This is a genomic window from Streptomyces erythrochromogenes (assembly GCF_040684695.1).
Lineage (GTDB): Bacteria > Actinomycetota > Actinomycetes > Streptomycetales > Streptomycetaceae > Streptomyces > Streptomyces erythrochromogenes_C.
In genome coordinates this window covers 181,223-195,324 of sequence record NZ_JBFBGM010000001.1, presented here as the reverse complement: position 1 = coordinate 195,324, position 14,102 = coordinate 181,223, and the positions used below count along the sequence as shown (strand labels likewise).

The following is a 14,102-nucleotide window of genomic DNA, read 5'->3' as shown; positions in this document are numbered from 1 at the left end:
AGACCGCCGGGGTGCGGGCGAACCCACCGCCCGCACCCCACCTTGCAGAGGAGCCGAACATGACCGCAACCGCCATCGAGCCCACCACTGTCCACGACGGTGCGGAGGAGACCACCACCTCCTTCGCCGGGCAGTTCATCTGGATCGACCCGCGCGAACTCCTCATCGACCCGTACAACCACCGCCGCAAGCGTGGGGACGACGACAACGGCACCGAACCCGACCCGGCGCTCGTTGAGTCCGTCTTCGAGTTCGGCGTCCACGCACCGCTACTGCTGCGCCCGCAGACCGGCGCGCAGGACGGGCTGCTCGGCGTCGTCTTCGGGCAGCGCCGAATGAAGGCCGCTCTGATCGCAGCACAGAGGTCGCTCGCGGCCGGCGAGCCCGTGCGGATGGTGCCCGCGATCGTCCGCGAGGACCTGCGCGACGCTGACGACGAGGCGCTGGCCTTGTCCGTGATCGAGAACGTTCACCGGCGAGAGGTCACGACCCTCGACGTGCTCGACGCTGCCGAACAGCTGGCCCTGATGCCGGTGGGCAAGCTCAGGCGCGAGCGGGCCGCCCGCGCCCTGGGCATCTCGCCCGAGGAGATCACCGCCGCCCCGCAGGCCGCCAAGCTCAGCGACAAGGCCCTTCGGGAGGCGACCACCGCTGACTTCGACCTGGTGGAGATGGCTGACTTCCAGACCGTCGAAGGGGTCCCCGGCGCGCTGTCCAAGCTCCAGCGCGCCAAGACCCGCGACACCAAGGAGGGCGACGACAAGCGGGGCAGCTGGGCCCACGCCCTGGCCGAGCTGCGGCAGACCCAGCAGGAGCAGCAGGAACGGGAGCGCATCGTCAAGGAGCTGGCCGAGCAGGGTATCCAGATCGTGGTCTGGCGGGCGCACCGGGAGAACGACCAGTCCCGCCTCTTGGCCGACCTGGTGACCGACATCGGCAACCCCATGACGGCGGAGCACCACGCCAAGTGCCGTGGGCACGCCGCAGCCCTGGTCCCCGGCGAGGTCGAGGTGGAATGGGTCTGCACCGACTGGAAGCGGTACGGGCACGAGCTGACCGACGAAGCCGCTGCGGCGAGCAAGAAGAACAAGTCCACCCCCGAAGAGCTGGACGCACGACGCAAGGTCATCCGCTACAACAAGGCATGGCGTACGGCCAGGGGGGTACGCCAGGAGTTCATCGCCAAGATGTGCGCGGCGAACGGTGAGGCGGACGACGCCACCTGGACGCTGATCTTGAGCGTGATCACCGGCACGTCCACCGGCTACGGGCGCCACGCCAGCCATCCGAAGACCGAGCTCATCTCGGCCTTCCTCGGCGTCCCGGATCCCAACAAGGACCGCAGCCAGTGGAACCGGGTGAAGAACCCCTACGCCAACCTCATCGCAACCACGCCGAAGTCCCGACGGTGGCGGCTGCTGCTGGCACAGGTGGCGGCCATGTTCGAGAGCGAGGACATGCACGACGGCGCCTGGCGGAACGTCGATGAGGACTGCGTCACCTGGCTGAGCTTCCTGCAGGGCCAGGGGTACACCCTCAGCGAGGTCGAAGCTGAAATTCTCGCCGCCGGTCTGAAGCGGTACCGACCCGCTCGACAGAAGAAGTAGGACGCCCCAAGGGGTGGGTGCGCACCCAGCACCCACCCCCCATGGATAGCAGAATTGAGATACGGGGTGCCGGTCGCACCGCCACCCCGGCAACCAGAAAGACCACCAGCCATGACCAACAAGGCCACCCGCACCGCCAGCCACGGCGGCGTCACCATCAAGATCAAGACCAGCGACCGCACCACCACAGACCTCAGCGTCACCCCCCACGAGGGCATCACCGTGCACGGCCCGCACACCCTCACCGACGACGACGCCCGCGAGCTCGTCACCCGCCGCAAGTACTGGGTCTACCGGGAGCTGACCAAGCTCTGCGAACAGGCCCCGGCCAACCCCACCAGGACCCTCCGAGACGGTGAGCAGTTCACGATCCTCGGCATACCCGCACAGCCTCCGCCTCACCGACCACCGGCGCCCCACCGAAGCCGCAGCAGCCCACAACGACCCCGAACACGGCCACGTCCTCGACCTCGACCTCGATCCGGCAACGGCAGCAGACTTGGACAAAGCACGCCGAACCCTCATCAACCTGCACGCAGACGCAGCCAACAAATGGCTGAAAGAGAACGGTGATCGAATCACCCGACTCACCACGAACCCCCACATGCGGCTCACTGTCACAACCCGCATCCGCACCCAAGCGCGCTGGATCATCCGCCGCCCCACCGGCGACCTTGCCCTCCACTGGGCCCTCGCCCAGCTCCCCACCCTCCACCTCCGCGAACTCCTCCACCGCACCCTGAACCTCCACTCCATCGCCGACGGCCACGAACTCGACCAGCAGCTCAGGACGCTCTGGCTCGGAGAACTCGCCGCCCCACAGAGCGACCCGGACCCCGCCGGGTGCCCCGTGTGTCACGCCCAGCCCGGCACTCTGCACTCCAACCTCTGCGACGTCGCCCGCTGCGCCCTCACCGGCTTCCAGCGCGGCTACTGCCACCCCGGCACCACCTGCCTCACCATCTGGACCGGCCGCTGGCCCGGCAGCGACGAGTGCGAGGAGTACGGCTTCTTCTACCGAGCCGTGGCCGGCCGCGCCGAACCCTGCAACGCCACCGACGACGGGGCCGAGCACGACTACAACCGCCTGTACGCCGAGTGCGTGTGGCACGTCGGCCAGCAGCGCATGATCCTCCTCGGATAAGACGCCGATCGTCACCCCATCACCCGGGGATCGCGAACCAAGTGCGGCGGCCGGTCGAATGCGGGCCGCGGCCCAAGGGCACCCGAGGCACTCCTCCATCCGACGCTCCCCCGCGTAGAGGCTGGCGGGGGACACCAGGGGGACAGAATCCCGGGGAAGGATCAGTAAGACCAAGGACAGGTGAGCCCGCCCTGTTCAATCTGGCGTCTCGACGGGGCGGATGCGGGAGCAATGCCGATGCCGTCCCAGGCTCCACAGGTGTACGCCTTGCTCTCGGCGCGGAACTGTCTGCCAATGCGGAGCGTGACCCATGATCTATGTACTGGAAGCCGGAACCCAGTAACCTCCCCGGAATGACGGCACTTTCGCACCACAGCAGCGGCTACTCTGAGCAACCCGGCCGCGACGGCGCCACGGCCACCACCGAGGCCGACCCGCACGCCATCGGGCCGGTGCGGACCGAGTACGCCCCGGATCCCGACGGCGACCCCGACCCCGGTGAGATCGTGTGGACCTGGGTCCCCTTCGAGGAGAACGACGGCCGCGGCAAGGACCGGCCCGTGCTGGTCGTGGCCCGCGAGCCGGGCGGCCCGACGCTGCTCGCCGTACAGCTGTCCAGCAAGCGGCACGACCACGACCGCGAGTGGGTGCCGATCGGGACGGGCCCGTGGGACAGCGCCGGGCGGGAGTCGTGGGTGGACGTCGACCGGGTGCTGCGGGTGCACGAGTCGGGGATGCGGCGGGAGGCCTGCGCACTGGACCGGGGACGCTTCGCACTGGTGGTCGACCGGCTCCGCGAGCGCTACGGCTGGCGCTAGCCGGCGGAGGCCGAGCCGCCGGGCCGTACCTCCGGCCCGGCGGCCCGGTGCTTGCGGCTCGGCCACGGCAGATCCGGCTCGGCCGGGCGGGCAGCCCCCGGCTCAGGCCGTGACGTCCGCAAACGCCCGCTCGAAGGCCTCCCGGGTGTCCGGTTTGCGGTCCAGCACCGCGAACACCACCCGTTCGAAGGTCCCCGCGAACCGGCCCGCCAGCAGCCCGCGGAAGGCCTCGGCCACGTCCGCCGGGTCGTTGCGGAACACTCCGCAGCCCCAGGCCCCCAGCACCAGGTGCCGGTACCCGTGCGACGCCGCCACCTCCAGGACGAGCTCCGCCCGCCGGACCAGCGCCCCCGGGATCTCGGCGGCGCGCTCCGGCTCCTGCCGCAGGATCGTGCCCGCGTTGGGCGCGGGTGAGGTCAGGAAGCCGGCCAGGAACGGCGACTCCATCAGCTCGCCCCGGTCGTCACGGAAGACCGGCACCCCCGGCGAGTGAATCACCCGGTCGGTGTAGAAGGTGCTGACTTCCGCGCGGTGCACCGCGTAGTACTCCGGGGCCTCCAGCAGCGTCTCGTAGAGCGCGGACGCACGGCACAGCGCCTCCTCCTGGGCCTTGGCCCCGCGGACGTAGCCGCCCCCGGGATTGCGGGCCGAGGCGAAGTTCAGGACCGCCACCGACGCCCCCGCCGGCCCGGCCCCCGCACCCGCCGCGGCGTCCTGCGCGAGCCTACGGGCAGCGACCGTGCTGCTCTCCCCCGTGACCTCGACGGCTGTCGCCCGGCCCCCACCGACGGGCGACTCGCCTGGAATGACCTGTTCTGGTCCATATATCCTGGTTCCTGCCTTGGCGTCCGCCAGGGCGGCGGCGAGCGGAACCTGCCGCCCCGACCGCGCCCGGTAGCCGCCGGCCGCAAGGATTTCCGCGTTCTCCCGCGCGATCTCGCGCAATCTGCTGCTCACGCCGCCATCCTGTGCACTCCCTTTCCCCGGCGGCAAAGGATTTTGTTCCCGAGGGAGGGGTAGGCACGGGTGATGTCACGGCCGACGACAGGAGAAGAGGACCCGGTCATGCCCCTTGACCCACCCGTTCCCCCACCCGCGCCAGACGCTCCCCCGCCCCCCGCGATCAGCGAGACGGACGCGGAGCACCTGATCCACGGGATCTGTTTCAAGACCGGCCCGCCCCGCCTGATCGGCGCCGAGCTCGAATGGCTGGTCCTGGACGCCGAGCGGCCCGGACTGCGCGTGACCCCCGAGCGGCTCCGGGCGGCGCACGCCGCGGCCCGCGCACTGCCCCTGAACTCCCGGGTGACCGTCGAACCGGGCGGCCAGCTCGAACTCAGCTCGGCCCCCGCCACCTCGCTCACCGGCTGCGTGGACCGGCTCCAGGACGACCTCACCGCCGTCCGCGCCGCCCTGCGGGAGCAGGGACTCGTGCTGCACGGCCTCGGCCGCGATCCCCGCCTCCCGTACCACCGGCTGCTGAACAGCCCGCGCTACGACGCGATGGAGGCCTACTTCGACCGCACCGGCCCGGCCGGCCGCGCCATGATGTGCGCCTCCGCCTCCGTGCAGGTCTGTGTGGACGCCGGGTACGAGGAGCCGGGCGTACTCGGACACGGCCGGCGCTGGCGCCTCGCGCACCTCCTGGGCGCGGTCCTGGTCGCCGCCTTCGCCAACTCCCCCGCGGACGAGGGCCCGTACGCGGGCTGGCGCTGCTCCCGCCAGGGGATCTGGAACGACCTGGACAGCAGGCGCACCCTCGCCCCGCCGCTGGAGGCGGGGCCACGGGACGGCTGGGTGCGCCAGGCGCTGGACACCGAGGTGATGTGCGTGCGGTCGTACGAGGGCGGTGCGTGGGACGTCCCGCGCGGCACGACCTTCCGCGACTGGCTGCGCGCGGGCGACGAGGGGCACGCCCTGCGGGCGCCCACCGCCGAGGACCTGGACTACCACCTCACCACGCTGTTCCCGCCGGTACGGCCGCGCGGCCACATGGAGTTGCGCATGATCGACGCGCAGCCCGGTGACGACGGCTGGCTGGTCCCCGTGGCCGTCGTGCATGCGCTGTTCGACGACCCGGAGGCCGCCGAGACCGCCTACCGGGTGACCAAGGCGCTGGCCGACTCCTACGGCTCGCAGCCCGCGCCGCGCAATCCGCTCTGGCGGTCCGCCGCCCGCCACGGGCTGGCCGATCCCGAACTGCGGGCGGCCGCCAAGACCTGTTTCCGCGCGGCCGCGGAAGCGCTCCCCCGGCTGGGTGCGAACGCCCGCGTCCGGGACACCGTCGGCGCGTTCAACGAGCGCTTCGTCCTGCGGGGCCGATGTCCGGGCGACGAACCGTCACGGCTGCGGCCCGAAGGGAAGGAGGCCCTGCGATGACCACGGAATCCCACCCCGGGCTGCGGGAACGGGCGGCCGCCTCGCTGACGGCCGCACGGGCCCGTACGGCGGCGCTCACCGACGCGGTGACCGACGCCGACCTCACCGCCCAGCATTCCCCCCTGATGTCGCCGCTGGTCTGGGACCTGGCGCACATCGGGAACCAGGAGGAACTCTGGCTGCTGCGCAGGGTCGCCGGACGCGAGTCGATGCGCCCTGAGATCGACCCCCTCTACGACGCCTTCGAGCATCCCCGCGCCGACCGTCCGAAACTGCCGCTGCTGGGGCCCGAGGAGGCCCGCCGGTACGCGGCCGAGATCCGCGGCCGGGTCTTCGACCTGTTGGAGAGCACCCCGCTGGAGGGCAGCGCGCTCCTCGACGACGGCTTCGCCTTCGGGATGATCGCCCAGCACGAGCAGCAGCACGACGAGACCATGCTGATCACCCACCAGCTGCGGCAGGGCGCGCCCGTGCTGACCGCCCCGGACCCGGACGGCCCCTACGACCCTCCGGCCGCCGCCGAGGTCCTCATACCCGCCGGCCCGTTCACGATGGGCACCTCCGCCGAGCCGTGGTCGCTGGACAACGAACGTCCGGCGCACGAGCGGGAGACCGCGGCGTTCTGGATGGACACGCTGCCGGTGACGAACGCCGCGTACCGCGCCTTCATCGCGGACGGCGGATACGACGAACCCCGCTGGTGGGCTGCGGCCGGCTGGGACCAGATCCGCCGGCACTCCATCGGGGCGCCGCTGTTCTGGCACCGGGAGGGCGGGCAGTGGCTGCGCCGCCGCTTCGGGGTGACCGAGCCCGTCCCCGATGAAGAACCGGTTCTGCACGTGAGCTGGTACGAGGCGGACGCCTACGCGCGCTGGGCGGGGCGGCGGCTGCCCACGGAGACGGAGTGGGAGAAGGCGGCCCGCTTCGACCCCGCGACCGGCCGCTCGGCCCGCTACCCGTGGGGCGACGCGGACCCGACCCCCGCCCACGCCAATCTGGGGCAGCGCCACCTTCGCCCGTCCCGCGCGGGCAGCTATCCGGCCGGGGCGTCCCCGCTCGGGGTGCGCCAGCTGATCGGCGACGTGTGGGAGTGGACGGCGTCCGACTTCCTGCCGTACCCGGGCTTCCGGGCCTTCCCCTACCGGGAGTACTCGGAGGTGTTCTTCGGCCCGGAGCACAAGGTGCTGCGGGGCGGCTCCTTCGCCGTGGACCCGGTGGCCTGCCGGGGCACCTTCCGCAACTGGGACCTCCCGGTTCGGCGGCAGATCTTCTCCGGATTCCGCACCGCGAGGGACGTCTGATGTGCCGCCACATCGCTTACGTGGGGCCGGTGATCACGCTCGGGAGGCTGCTGAGCGAGCCCGGGCACTCGCTGGTGCGCCAGTCCTGGGAGCCGCGCCGCCAGAAGAACGGCACGGTCAACGCCGACGGCTTCGGCGTCGGCTGGTACGCGGAGGGCGACCCGGTCCCCGCCCGCTACCGCCGCGCCGGGCCGATCTGGGGCGACCTGGCCTTCACGGACCTGGCCCGGGTGGTGCGCAGCGGGGCCGTGCTGGCCGCCGTACGGGACGCCACCCTGGCCGGGGCGGACGGGGAGGCCGCGGCCGCGCCGTTCACCGACGGGCCGTGGCTGTTCAGCCACAACGGCGCGGTGCGCGACTGGCCCGCGGCGGCGGCCCCGCTCGCGGCGGCGCTGCCGCCCGAGGAACTGCTGCAGCTGGCAGCCCGTACCGATTCGGCACTGGTCTGGGCCCTGGTGCGGCGCCGGCTGCGGGCCGGGGACGACCTGGGCACCGCGCTCGCCGAGCCGGTGCGCGAGCTGTCCTCGGCCGCGCCCGGCTCCCGGCTGAACCTGCTGCTCACGGACGGCGCGGCGATCGCCGCGACGGCCTGGGGCGATTCGCTCTGGTACCTGGCCGATCCGGCGGGCGGGCGCACCGTGGTGGCGTCCGAGCCGTACGACGACGACACCCGGTGGTGCGAAGTGCCCGACCGGACCCTGCTGACCGCCACCCGTTCGCGGGTCCGCCTGACCCCGCTCAAGGAGAACCGCACGTGAACAGCTTCCAGTTGACCCGGACCCTCGACGAGGACGCGGCGGAGACCGCACTGCGTGCGGACGTGCTGCACGGGCTGACGCACACACCGAAGGTGCTGCCGCCCAAGTGGTTCTACGACGCGCGGGGCAGTGAGCTCTTCGAGGAGATCACCCGGCTGCCCGAGTACTACCCGACCCGCGCGGAGCGGGAGATCCTGCTGGAGCGGGCGCGGGAGATCGCCGCGGAGAGCGGCGCCCGCACCCTGGTGGAGCTGGGGTCCGGTTCCTCCGAGAAGACCCGGCACCTGATCGAGGCGATGCCCGCGCTGGACACCTACGTACCGGTGGACGTGAGCGAGAGCGCCCTGCGGGGAGCGGCCACCGCGCTGCTCGCCGACCATCCGGGGCTGCGGGTGCACGCCCTGCTGGCCGATTTCACCAGCGCGCTGCAGCTGCCGGACTCCCCCGGTCCGCGGCTGGTGGTGTTCCTGGGCGGCACCATCGGGAACCTGCTGCCGCCGGAGCGGGCGGTGTTCCTGGCGGCCGTACGGGCGATGCTGTCGCCCGGTGACGCACTGCTGATGGGCACGGACCTGGTGAAGGACGAGGCCGTGCTGGTGACGGCGTACGACGACGCCCGGGGGGTGACGGCCGAGTTCAACAAGAACGTGCTGGCCGTCATCAACCGGGAGCTGGACGCCGACTTCCACACCGCCGACTTCGAGCACGTGGCGGTGTGGAACAGCGAGCAGGAGTGGATCGAGATGCGGCTGCGCGCCCGGTCCGAGCTGACGGTGAAGGTCCGGGCGCTGGACCTGGTGGTGCCGTTCGCGGAGGGTGAGGAGATCCTGACGGAGGTCTCCGCGAAGTTCCGTCAGGAGGGCGTGCGCAAGGAGCTGGCCGCGGCCGGGCTGGAGCTCACCCAGTGGTGGACGGACGCGGCGGGCCGCTTCGCGCTGTCGCTGTCGGTGGCCGAGGACCCGGTGGGCCGGTCCTGATCGGACAGGGCCGGCCGCGGACGCTGCGGCGCGCGGCCGGCCACGGCCCGCTGGGCCGCGGCCGCGAGGTCCCGCCGGTCCGGGTACCGGCCCGGCGGGATCCGCGGCAGCAGCGTGACCTCGGCGCGGATCCCGCGGGCCCGGGCGATCCGCCACAGCGAGGCGGTGAGCGGGTCGTCCCCGACGAAGGCGGGAGCCCCGGCCGGGCTCCCGTCGGCGTGCAGGTACGCGAGGTGCACGGGCTGTACGGGGACGCCCGCGTCCAGGGCGGACTGGAAGGCGGCCCGGCGGAAGGCGCCCTGGGCGCGCCCGCACCAGGTGGAGCCCTCGGGGAAGACGGTGACGCGGTCGCCGGCGAGCAGGGCGCGGGTCATCGTGGTGACGGTGGCGGGCAGGGCGCGGATCCGGTCGCGTTCGATGAACAGGGTCCCGGCCTGCGCGGCGAGGCGGCCGAGGACGGGCCAGGCCCGGATGTCGCTCTTGGCCAGCATCCGGCTGGGCAGGACGGCGGCGACGAGCGGGATGTCGAGCCAGGAGACGTGGTTGGCGACGAGCAGGCGGCCGCCGCGCCGGCCCGGGCTGCCGTGCACGGTGATCCGCAGGCCGAAGGCCCGCACGAGTGCGGCCGACCAGGCCCGTACCAGCGCGTGCCGGGGGCCGGCCGGCAGCAGCCGGACCGGCGGGGCGCCCAGGATCCCCAGCAGGATCAGGGCCACGGCGCCGGTGAGCCGCAGCACCGCGTGCGGGACGCTCGCGGTGCGCCCCTCGTGGCCGGCGCAGGCCTCGGGGGTGCAGGGCGAGGCGGGCAGCCAGACGCTCATGCGCCCGGGATGAGCGAACGGAAGTGCTTGAGGTAGCGCGGGTTGGTCCGGCGCAGGGAGAGCAGCACGTACAGGTCCGCGCAGCCGAACTCGGCGTCGAGGGCGGGCTCGCCGCAGACCCAGGCGCCCAGGCGCAGGTAGCCGCGCAGCAGCGGGGGCAGTTCCATGCGGTCGGGGAAGGCGATGCCCTCCGGGTTCCAGGGGATGTGGGGGGTGACCCGGTACTCCTCGGGTGCGGGGCTGCGGGTCAGGGCGCTCTCGCGGGTGGCGGCGGCCAGGACGCCTCCGTCGGCGAGCGGTATCGAGCAGCAGCCGGCGAGGAAGTTGTGGCCGGTGCGGTCCATATAGTGGGCGAGGCCGGCCCAGATCAGGGCGATGACGGCGCCGTTGCGGTGGTCGGGGTGGACGCAGGAGCGGCCGACCTCGACGAGGTCGGGGCGGATGGGCGCGAGCGCGGAGAGGTCGAACTCGCCCTCGGAGTAGAGGCGGCCCGCGACGGCGGCGCGCTCCGGGGGCAGCAGCCGGTAGGTGCCGACGACCTGCTCGGCCTCCTCGTCGACCACGAGGAGGTGGTCGCAGTAGGCGTCGAAGGCGTCGGCGTCGAGACCCGGCTCGGGCCCGTCGAGGCGGGCGCCGAGCTCGCCGGCGAAGACCTGGTGGCGCAGGCGCTGGGCGGCCCGTACCTCGTCCTCGTCGCGGGCCAGGCGCACCGTGTAGTGGGGGCCGGCGGTGGCGGCCCTGGCCGGGGCGGGCGCGGGGGCGAGCAGGGGGGAGGTGGCGGCGGGGGCGGGGGCCGTGGAGAGGGACGGGGACAGGGGTGCGATGGTCATGGCGGCTCCTGAACCGGACACGGAGGGCCAGGCCGGCAGGTGGTGGCCTGGCTCCTTTACTTCTTCCGTGACCGGCTGGATTCGACATGACCGCTCTGCGGCCCGCGGGTGTGCGGACGGCGAACTCGCCGGTACCGCGTCCCGGCGGCGCCGGGGTCAGCGGTCGGAGCTGAGGATCCTGCCGATCTCCGCGGAGGCCGTCCGGGCGGCCTGCTTGGGGTCCCCGCCCGTGAGCACGGCCGTCATGTAGGGCTTGATCGGGTTCTTCGCCTCGACCTCGGCCCAGCGGGCGGAGGTGGGGGTGGCCCGGCCCTGGGCTGCGCCGGGGGCCATGTTGGTGGCGCCCTCGTTGCCCTCGACCACGTGCGCGAGGGTGGTCTTGTTGGGCACGTAGCTCATCGTGCGGGCGAGTTCGGTCTGCCACTTCTCGCTGACCAGGGCCGTGATCACGTCGACGGCACCCTTCCGGTGCCCGGTCCGCTCGGGGATGATCAGGTCGGAGCCGCCGGTGAAGACGGAGCCCGCCTTGTCGGAGGTCTTGCCGGGGATCGGGAAGAAGCCGAGCTTGCCCTTGAGCGCCGGGTTGGCCGCCTCGATCTCGGCGGCCTGGCCGGGCGGGGCGATGATCTGGGCGACCTGGCCGCGCGCGAAGACCTGCGACTGCGGGGGCGTCTCCTCGTCGGCGGTCTTGGGGCCGTCCCCGAGGGCCTGGAGCTGCTTGTAGAACTCCATGCCGGCCAGGGCCTTCTCGTCGTCGAGGGTGCCGACCCACTTGCCGCCCGTCTCGACGGCCAGCTCGCCGCCCTCGTCCCAGACGAAGCCGGCGAGGACGTACCAGTTCTGGCCCGCGAGGTAGATGCCCTGCTGGTCGCCCTTGTCGAGCTTCTGGGTGGCCTGGATCCACTCCTGGCGGTTCTTGGGCGGGGTCTTGATGCCGGCGTTCGCGAAGAGGTCCTTGTGGTAGACGACCACGCGGTTGGCGGCGTACCAGGGGACGCCGTACTGCGCGCCGTTGATGCTTCCCGGTTCGGCGAGGCCCTTGAGCCAGTCCTTGCTGCCCCACTCGCGCAGCCCCTCAAGGGTGAGTTCGGAGAGTCCCCCGGTCTCGATGTACTGCGCGACCTGGGTGTTGCCGACCTCGATGACGTCGGCGGGCTCCTTGCTCGTGCCGTCCAGGACGGCGTTGACCTTGTCGCCTATGCCCGTCCACTCCTGGATCCTGACGTCCAGGTCGAGGTCGGGGTGCTCCAGCTCGAAGGAGGCGGTGAACTTGTCGATGAAATCCTCGGAGGCGCTGCCCTTCATCAGCCAGAGCGTCACCTTCTGCCGGCCGGAGGCCTGATCGGCCGACTGCCCACAGCCCGTCAGGGCGGTCGCGGCCACGAGGGCCGTACACACGGCGAGGAAGCGCATCTTCAAGAGGGTCACCTTCTGGGGCTCGATCTCAGATGGCTCGAAATTGGCATAGACCAATAGGCCGGTCAAGGGTCTTTCGCTCGGGATTCTTGGCGCAAAGTTCGCGGAGCCGGACTTACTGGGGCACCGTAGAACCAGGCAAAAGCGACCCACTGTCGGGAGACCCCATGTCCAACCACACGTACCGGGTGACCGAGATCGTCGGCACCTCTCAAGAGGGCATCGATCAGGCCATTCGCAACGGGATCGCCCGGGCGGGCCAGACCGTGCGGAACCTGGACTGGTTCGAGGTGGTCCAGGTCCGCGGCCACATCGAGAACGGGGAGATCGCCCACTACCAGGTGGGGCTGAAGGTGGGCTTCCGGCTCGAGGGCGAGGACTGAGGGCCCGCCCCACGCCCGCCCCACCCCTCCCCTGCGGCGCGCCCCGTACCGATCAGGTCCGGCCCTCGACCTCCTGGCCGGAGGTGAGTTCGGGCGCGTCCTGCGCCCAGTCGGCGACGACGACCCGGAATCCGGCCGCCCGCGCGGCCTGGCAGACCAGTTCGTCGTCGTCGACGAGCATGCGCACCTGGCGGCCCCGCGCGATCCTGCCCAGCACCTCCAGCTTGGTCGTCCGGGCCGGCCGCCGGTCCTGGTTGCCGCGCATCCACAGCCGCCCCTCCGGCAGGCCGTGCCGGGTGAGCCACTCCTGCGTGTCGGCGCGGCACCGCTCGGGCCGTCCGGTCAGGTACACCACCTCGCAGTCGGCCGCACTCTCCACCGCCAGCGCGATCCCGCGGGCGAGCGGCGGATCGGCCGGCGCCGCGCCGAAGAAGCCGGCCCAGTCCCTGGGGCGGCGCTCCAGGAAGTGCTGGCGGTGGGCGGTGTCGGCCAGGGTGTTGTCGATGTCGAAGACGGCCAGGGGCGGCCGCGAGGCGCTCTTGTCACTCATCCGGCCAGCCTAGGGCCGGACACCGACAGGGCCACCGGCACGGCCACCGGCACCGGTCCGGGCCCGGTCGGGAATCCTCCCGCCCTCGGGGCGTTGACTCCTGTGTGATCCGAAAACTCTCGATACTCGACCGGTCGCGCACCCGCCGGGACCACCCGGCCCCGCAGGCCCTGCGCGACACCGTGGCGCTCGCCCGGACGGCCGAGGAGCTCGGCTACCACCGCTTCTGGGTGTCGGAGCACCACAGCGTGCCCGGCGTCGCGGGCTCGGCGCCCACCGTGCTGGCGGCGGCCGTCGCCGGGGCGACGGACCGGATCCGGGTCGGCACGGGCGGGGTCATGCTGCCCAACCACCAGCCCCTCGTGGTCGCGGAGCAGTTCGGGGTGCTGGAATCGCTCTTCCCCGGCCGGATCGACATGGGGCTCGGCCGCTCGGTCGGCTTCACCAACGGCATCCGGCGCGCCCTGGGGCGCGACACCGGGGACGCCGACCGCTTCGAGGAGCAGCTCACCGAACTCCTCGGCTGGCTCGACGGCACCCAGCGGGCGCACCCCGAGGTACACGCCCGCCCCGCCGAGGGCCTGCCGATCCCGGCGTACGTGCTGGCCACCGGCGAGGGCGCCGGGATCGCGGCCCGGGCGGGCCTGCCGCTGGTGGTGGGCGACCTGCGCAACCGGGGCCGGGTCGCCGAAATCGTGGAGAGGTACCGGGGGGAGTTCCGGCCCTCCGCACGGGGTGCGCAGCCGTACGTCGTGGTCTCGGGCACGGTGGCCGTCGCGGCGACCGCCGAGGAGGCCCGGCGCATCCTGCTCCCGGAGGCCTGGTCCGTCGCGTACTCGCGCACCCGCGGCAGCTTCCCGCCGCTGCTCCCAGCCGAGGAGGTCGAGGCCCTGGAGATGACCGCCAAGGAGCGCGAACTGTACGAAGGCGCCCTCACCGGGCACATCCACGGCACGCAGGAGCAGGTGGCGGCGCGGCTGTCGGAGGTCGCGGAGGAGACGGGCGCGGACGAACTGCTGGTCACCACCTCGACGCACGACCGCACCGCCCTGCTGGACTCCTACGCGCGGCTGGCCCGGATCGCGGGCCTGCGGCCGTGAGGGGTGCCCGGACGGAAC

Annotated in this window: 14 protein-coding genes and 1 pseudogene; 10 read left to right on the top strand and 5 right to left on the bottom strand. The window is 72.6% G+C overall.

Features of this window, described 5'->3' with window-relative positions; all coding sequences use genetic code 11:
- Positions 1-59 precede the first annotated feature (59 nt).
- The 4 genes from AB0O53_RS00795 to AB0O53_RS00780 all read left to right on the top strand — a co-directional run bounded on the left by AB0O53_RS00795 (position 60) and on the right by AB0O53_RS00780 (position 3,569).
- A complete protein-coding gene (locus AB0O53_RS00795) occupies positions 60-1,607 on the top strand; it encodes a ParB/RepB/Spo0J family partition protein (RefSeq protein ID WP_365192454.1) in 1,548 nt (515 codons plus the stop codon).
- Positions 1,608-1,718: 111 nt separating this feature from the next.
- Positions 1,719-2,180 (top strand): YgjP-like metallopeptidase domain-containing protein, encoded by a 462-nt coding sequence (locus AB0O53_RS00790; protein ID WP_365192452.1) that lies wholly within the window; start codon positions 1,719-1,721, stop codon positions 2,178-2,180.
- A 31-nt stretch (positions 2,181-2,211) separates the two neighbouring features.
- A complete protein-coding gene (locus tag AB0O53_RS00785) occupies positions 2,212-2,751 on the top strand; it encodes a hypothetical protein (RefSeq protein ID WP_365192450.1) in 540 nt (179 codons plus the stop codon).
- Positions 2,752-3,104: 353 nt separating this feature from the next.
- Positions 3,105-3,569 carry a type II toxin-antitoxin system PemK/MazF family toxin gene (locus AB0O53_RS00780; RefSeq protein ID WP_365192449.1) on the top strand — a complete coding sequence of 155 codons (465 nt, stop codon included), beginning with the start codon at positions 3,105-3,107 and terminating at the stop codon, positions 3,567-3,569.
- 102 nt (positions 3,570-3,671) lie between these two features.
- Here AB0O53_RS00780 and AB0O53_RS00775 read toward each other — a convergent pair whose 3' ends face one another.
- Positions 3,672-4,526 carry a TIGR02452 family protein gene (locus tag AB0O53_RS00775; RefSeq protein ID WP_365192448.1) on the bottom strand — a complete coding sequence of 285 codons (855 nt, stop codon included), beginning with the start codon at positions 4,524-4,526 and terminating at the stop codon, positions 3,672-3,674.
- Positions 4,527-4,634: 108 nt separating this feature from the next.
- On the opposite strand from AB0O53_RS00775, the gene egtA reads away from it, so the two are divergent.
- Genes egtA through egtD form a run of 4 tightly spaced genes read left to right on the top strand, consistent with a single transcriptional unit; the run spans position 4,635 to position 8,984 of the window.
- Positions 4,635-5,948, top strand: a complete 1,314-nt coding sequence (gene egtA, locus AB0O53_RS00770) for an ergothioneine biosynthesis glutamate--cysteine ligase EgtA (RefSeq protein WP_350991967.1) — start codon at positions 4,635-4,637, stop codon at positions 5,946-5,948.
- Entirely contained in the window at positions 5,945-7,249 is a 1,305-nt protein-coding gene (gene egtB, locus AB0O53_RS00765) for an ergothioneine biosynthesis protein EgtB (protein ID WP_365192445.1), read from the top strand. The genes egtA and egtB overlap by 4 nt, the downstream gene beginning before the upstream one ends.
- Positions 7,249-8,007 carry an ergothioneine biosynthesis protein EgtC gene (egtC, locus tag AB0O53_RS00760; protein ID WP_365192444.1) on the top strand — a complete coding sequence of 253 codons (759 nt, stop codon included), beginning with the start codon at positions 7,249-7,251 and terminating at the stop codon, positions 8,005-8,007. Before egtB ends, egtC begins: the two co-directional genes overlap by 1 nt.
- Positions 8,004-8,984 (top strand): L-histidine N(alpha)-methyltransferase, encoded by a 981-nt coding sequence (gene egtD, locus AB0O53_RS00755; protein WP_350991961.1) that lies wholly within the window; start codon positions 8,004-8,006, stop codon positions 8,982-8,984. The genes egtC and egtD overlap by 4 nt, the downstream gene beginning before the upstream one ends.
- Before the next feature lie 245 nt (positions 8,985-9,229).
- Here egtD and AB0O53_RS00750 read toward each other — a convergent pair.
- From AB0O53_RS00750 to AB0O53_RS00740, 3 genes and pseudogenes are all read right to left on the bottom strand, one after another.
- Positions 9,230-9,805 (bottom strand): annotated as a pseudogene (locus tag AB0O53_RS00750) (lysophospholipid acyltransferase family protein); the annotation flags it as partial.
- Positions 9,802-10,635 (bottom strand): GNAT family N-acetyltransferase, encoded by an 834-nt coding sequence (locus tag AB0O53_RS00745; protein WP_350991959.1) that lies wholly within the window; start codon positions 10,633-10,635, stop codon positions 9,802-9,804. The gene AB0O53_RS00745 and the pseudogene AB0O53_RS00750, both read right to left, overlap by 4 nt.
- Before the next feature lie 156 nt (positions 10,636-10,791).
- Positions 10,792-12,054, bottom strand: coding sequence for an extracellular solute-binding protein (locus AB0O53_RS00740; RefSeq protein ID WP_435886566.1), 1,263 nt, complete (start codon positions 12,052-12,054; stop codon positions 10,792-10,794).
- Positions 12,055-12,218: 164 nt separating this feature from the next.
- Here AB0O53_RS00740 and AB0O53_RS00735 point away from each other — a divergent pair, with 164 nt between their 5' ends.
- Positions 12,219-12,434 carry a dodecin gene (locus tag AB0O53_RS00735; RefSeq protein WP_031147222.1) on the top strand — a complete coding sequence of 72 codons (216 nt, stop codon included), beginning with the start codon at positions 12,219-12,221 and terminating at the stop codon, positions 12,432-12,434.
- 52 nt (positions 12,435-12,486) lie between these two features.
- Here AB0O53_RS00735 and AB0O53_RS00730 read toward each other — a convergent pair whose 3' ends face one another.
- Positions 12,487-12,984 carry a phosphatase domain-containing protein gene (locus AB0O53_RS00730; protein WP_350991957.1) on the bottom strand — a complete coding sequence of 166 codons (498 nt, stop codon included), beginning with the start codon at positions 12,982-12,984 and terminating at the stop codon, positions 12,487-12,489.
- A gap of 104 nt (positions 12,985-13,088) precedes the next feature.
- Here AB0O53_RS00730 and AB0O53_RS00725 point away from each other — a divergent pair, with 104 nt between their 5' ends.
- Positions 13,089-14,084, top strand: a complete 996-nt coding sequence (locus AB0O53_RS00725) for an LLM class flavin-dependent oxidoreductase (protein WP_365192441.1) — start codon at positions 13,089-13,091, stop codon at positions 14,082-14,084.
- The last annotated feature ends 18 nt before the right edge of the window (positions 14,085-14,102 follow it).

Bases quoted from the DNA above. Each gene is read 5' to 3' on its own strand.
- AB0O53_RS00795 (WP_365192454.1), top strand. From the start codon at position 60: ATGACCGCAACCGCCATCGAGCCCACCACTGTCCACGACGGTGCGGAG.
- AB0O53_RS00745 (WP_350991959.1), bottom strand. From the start codon at position 10,635: ATGACCATCGCACCCCTGTCCCCGTCCCTCTCCACGGCCCCCGCCCCC.
- AB0O53_RS00785 (WP_365192450.1), top strand. From the start codon at position 2,212: ATGCGGCTCACTGTCACAACCCGCATCCGCACCCAAGCGCGCTGGATC.
- AB0O53_RS00735 (WP_031147222.1), top strand. From the start codon at position 12,219: ATGTCCAACCACACGTACCGGGTGACCGAGATCGTCGGCACCTCTCAA.
- AB0O53_RS00790 (WP_365192452.1), top strand. From the start codon at position 1,719: ATGACCAACAAGGCCACCCGCACCGCCAGCCACGGCGGCGTCACCATC.
- egtC (WP_365192444.1), top strand. From the start codon at position 7,249: ATGTGCCGCCACATCGCTTACGTGGGGCCGGTGATCACGCTCGGGAGG.
- AB0O53_RS00780 (WP_365192449.1), top strand. From the start codon at position 3,105: ATGACGGCACTTTCGCACCACAGCAGCGGCTACTCTGAGCAACCCGGC.
- egtB (WP_365192445.1), top strand. From the start codon at position 5,945: ATGACCACGGAATCCCACCCCGGGCTGCGGGAACGGGCGGCCGCCTCG.
- AB0O53_RS00730 (WP_350991957.1), bottom strand. From the start codon at position 12,984: ATGAGTGACAAGAGCGCCTCGCGGCCGCCCCTGGCCGTCTTCGACATC.
- egtA (WP_350991967.1), top strand. From the start codon at position 4,635: ATGCCCCTTGACCCACCCGTTCCCCCACCCGCGCCAGACGCTCCCCCG.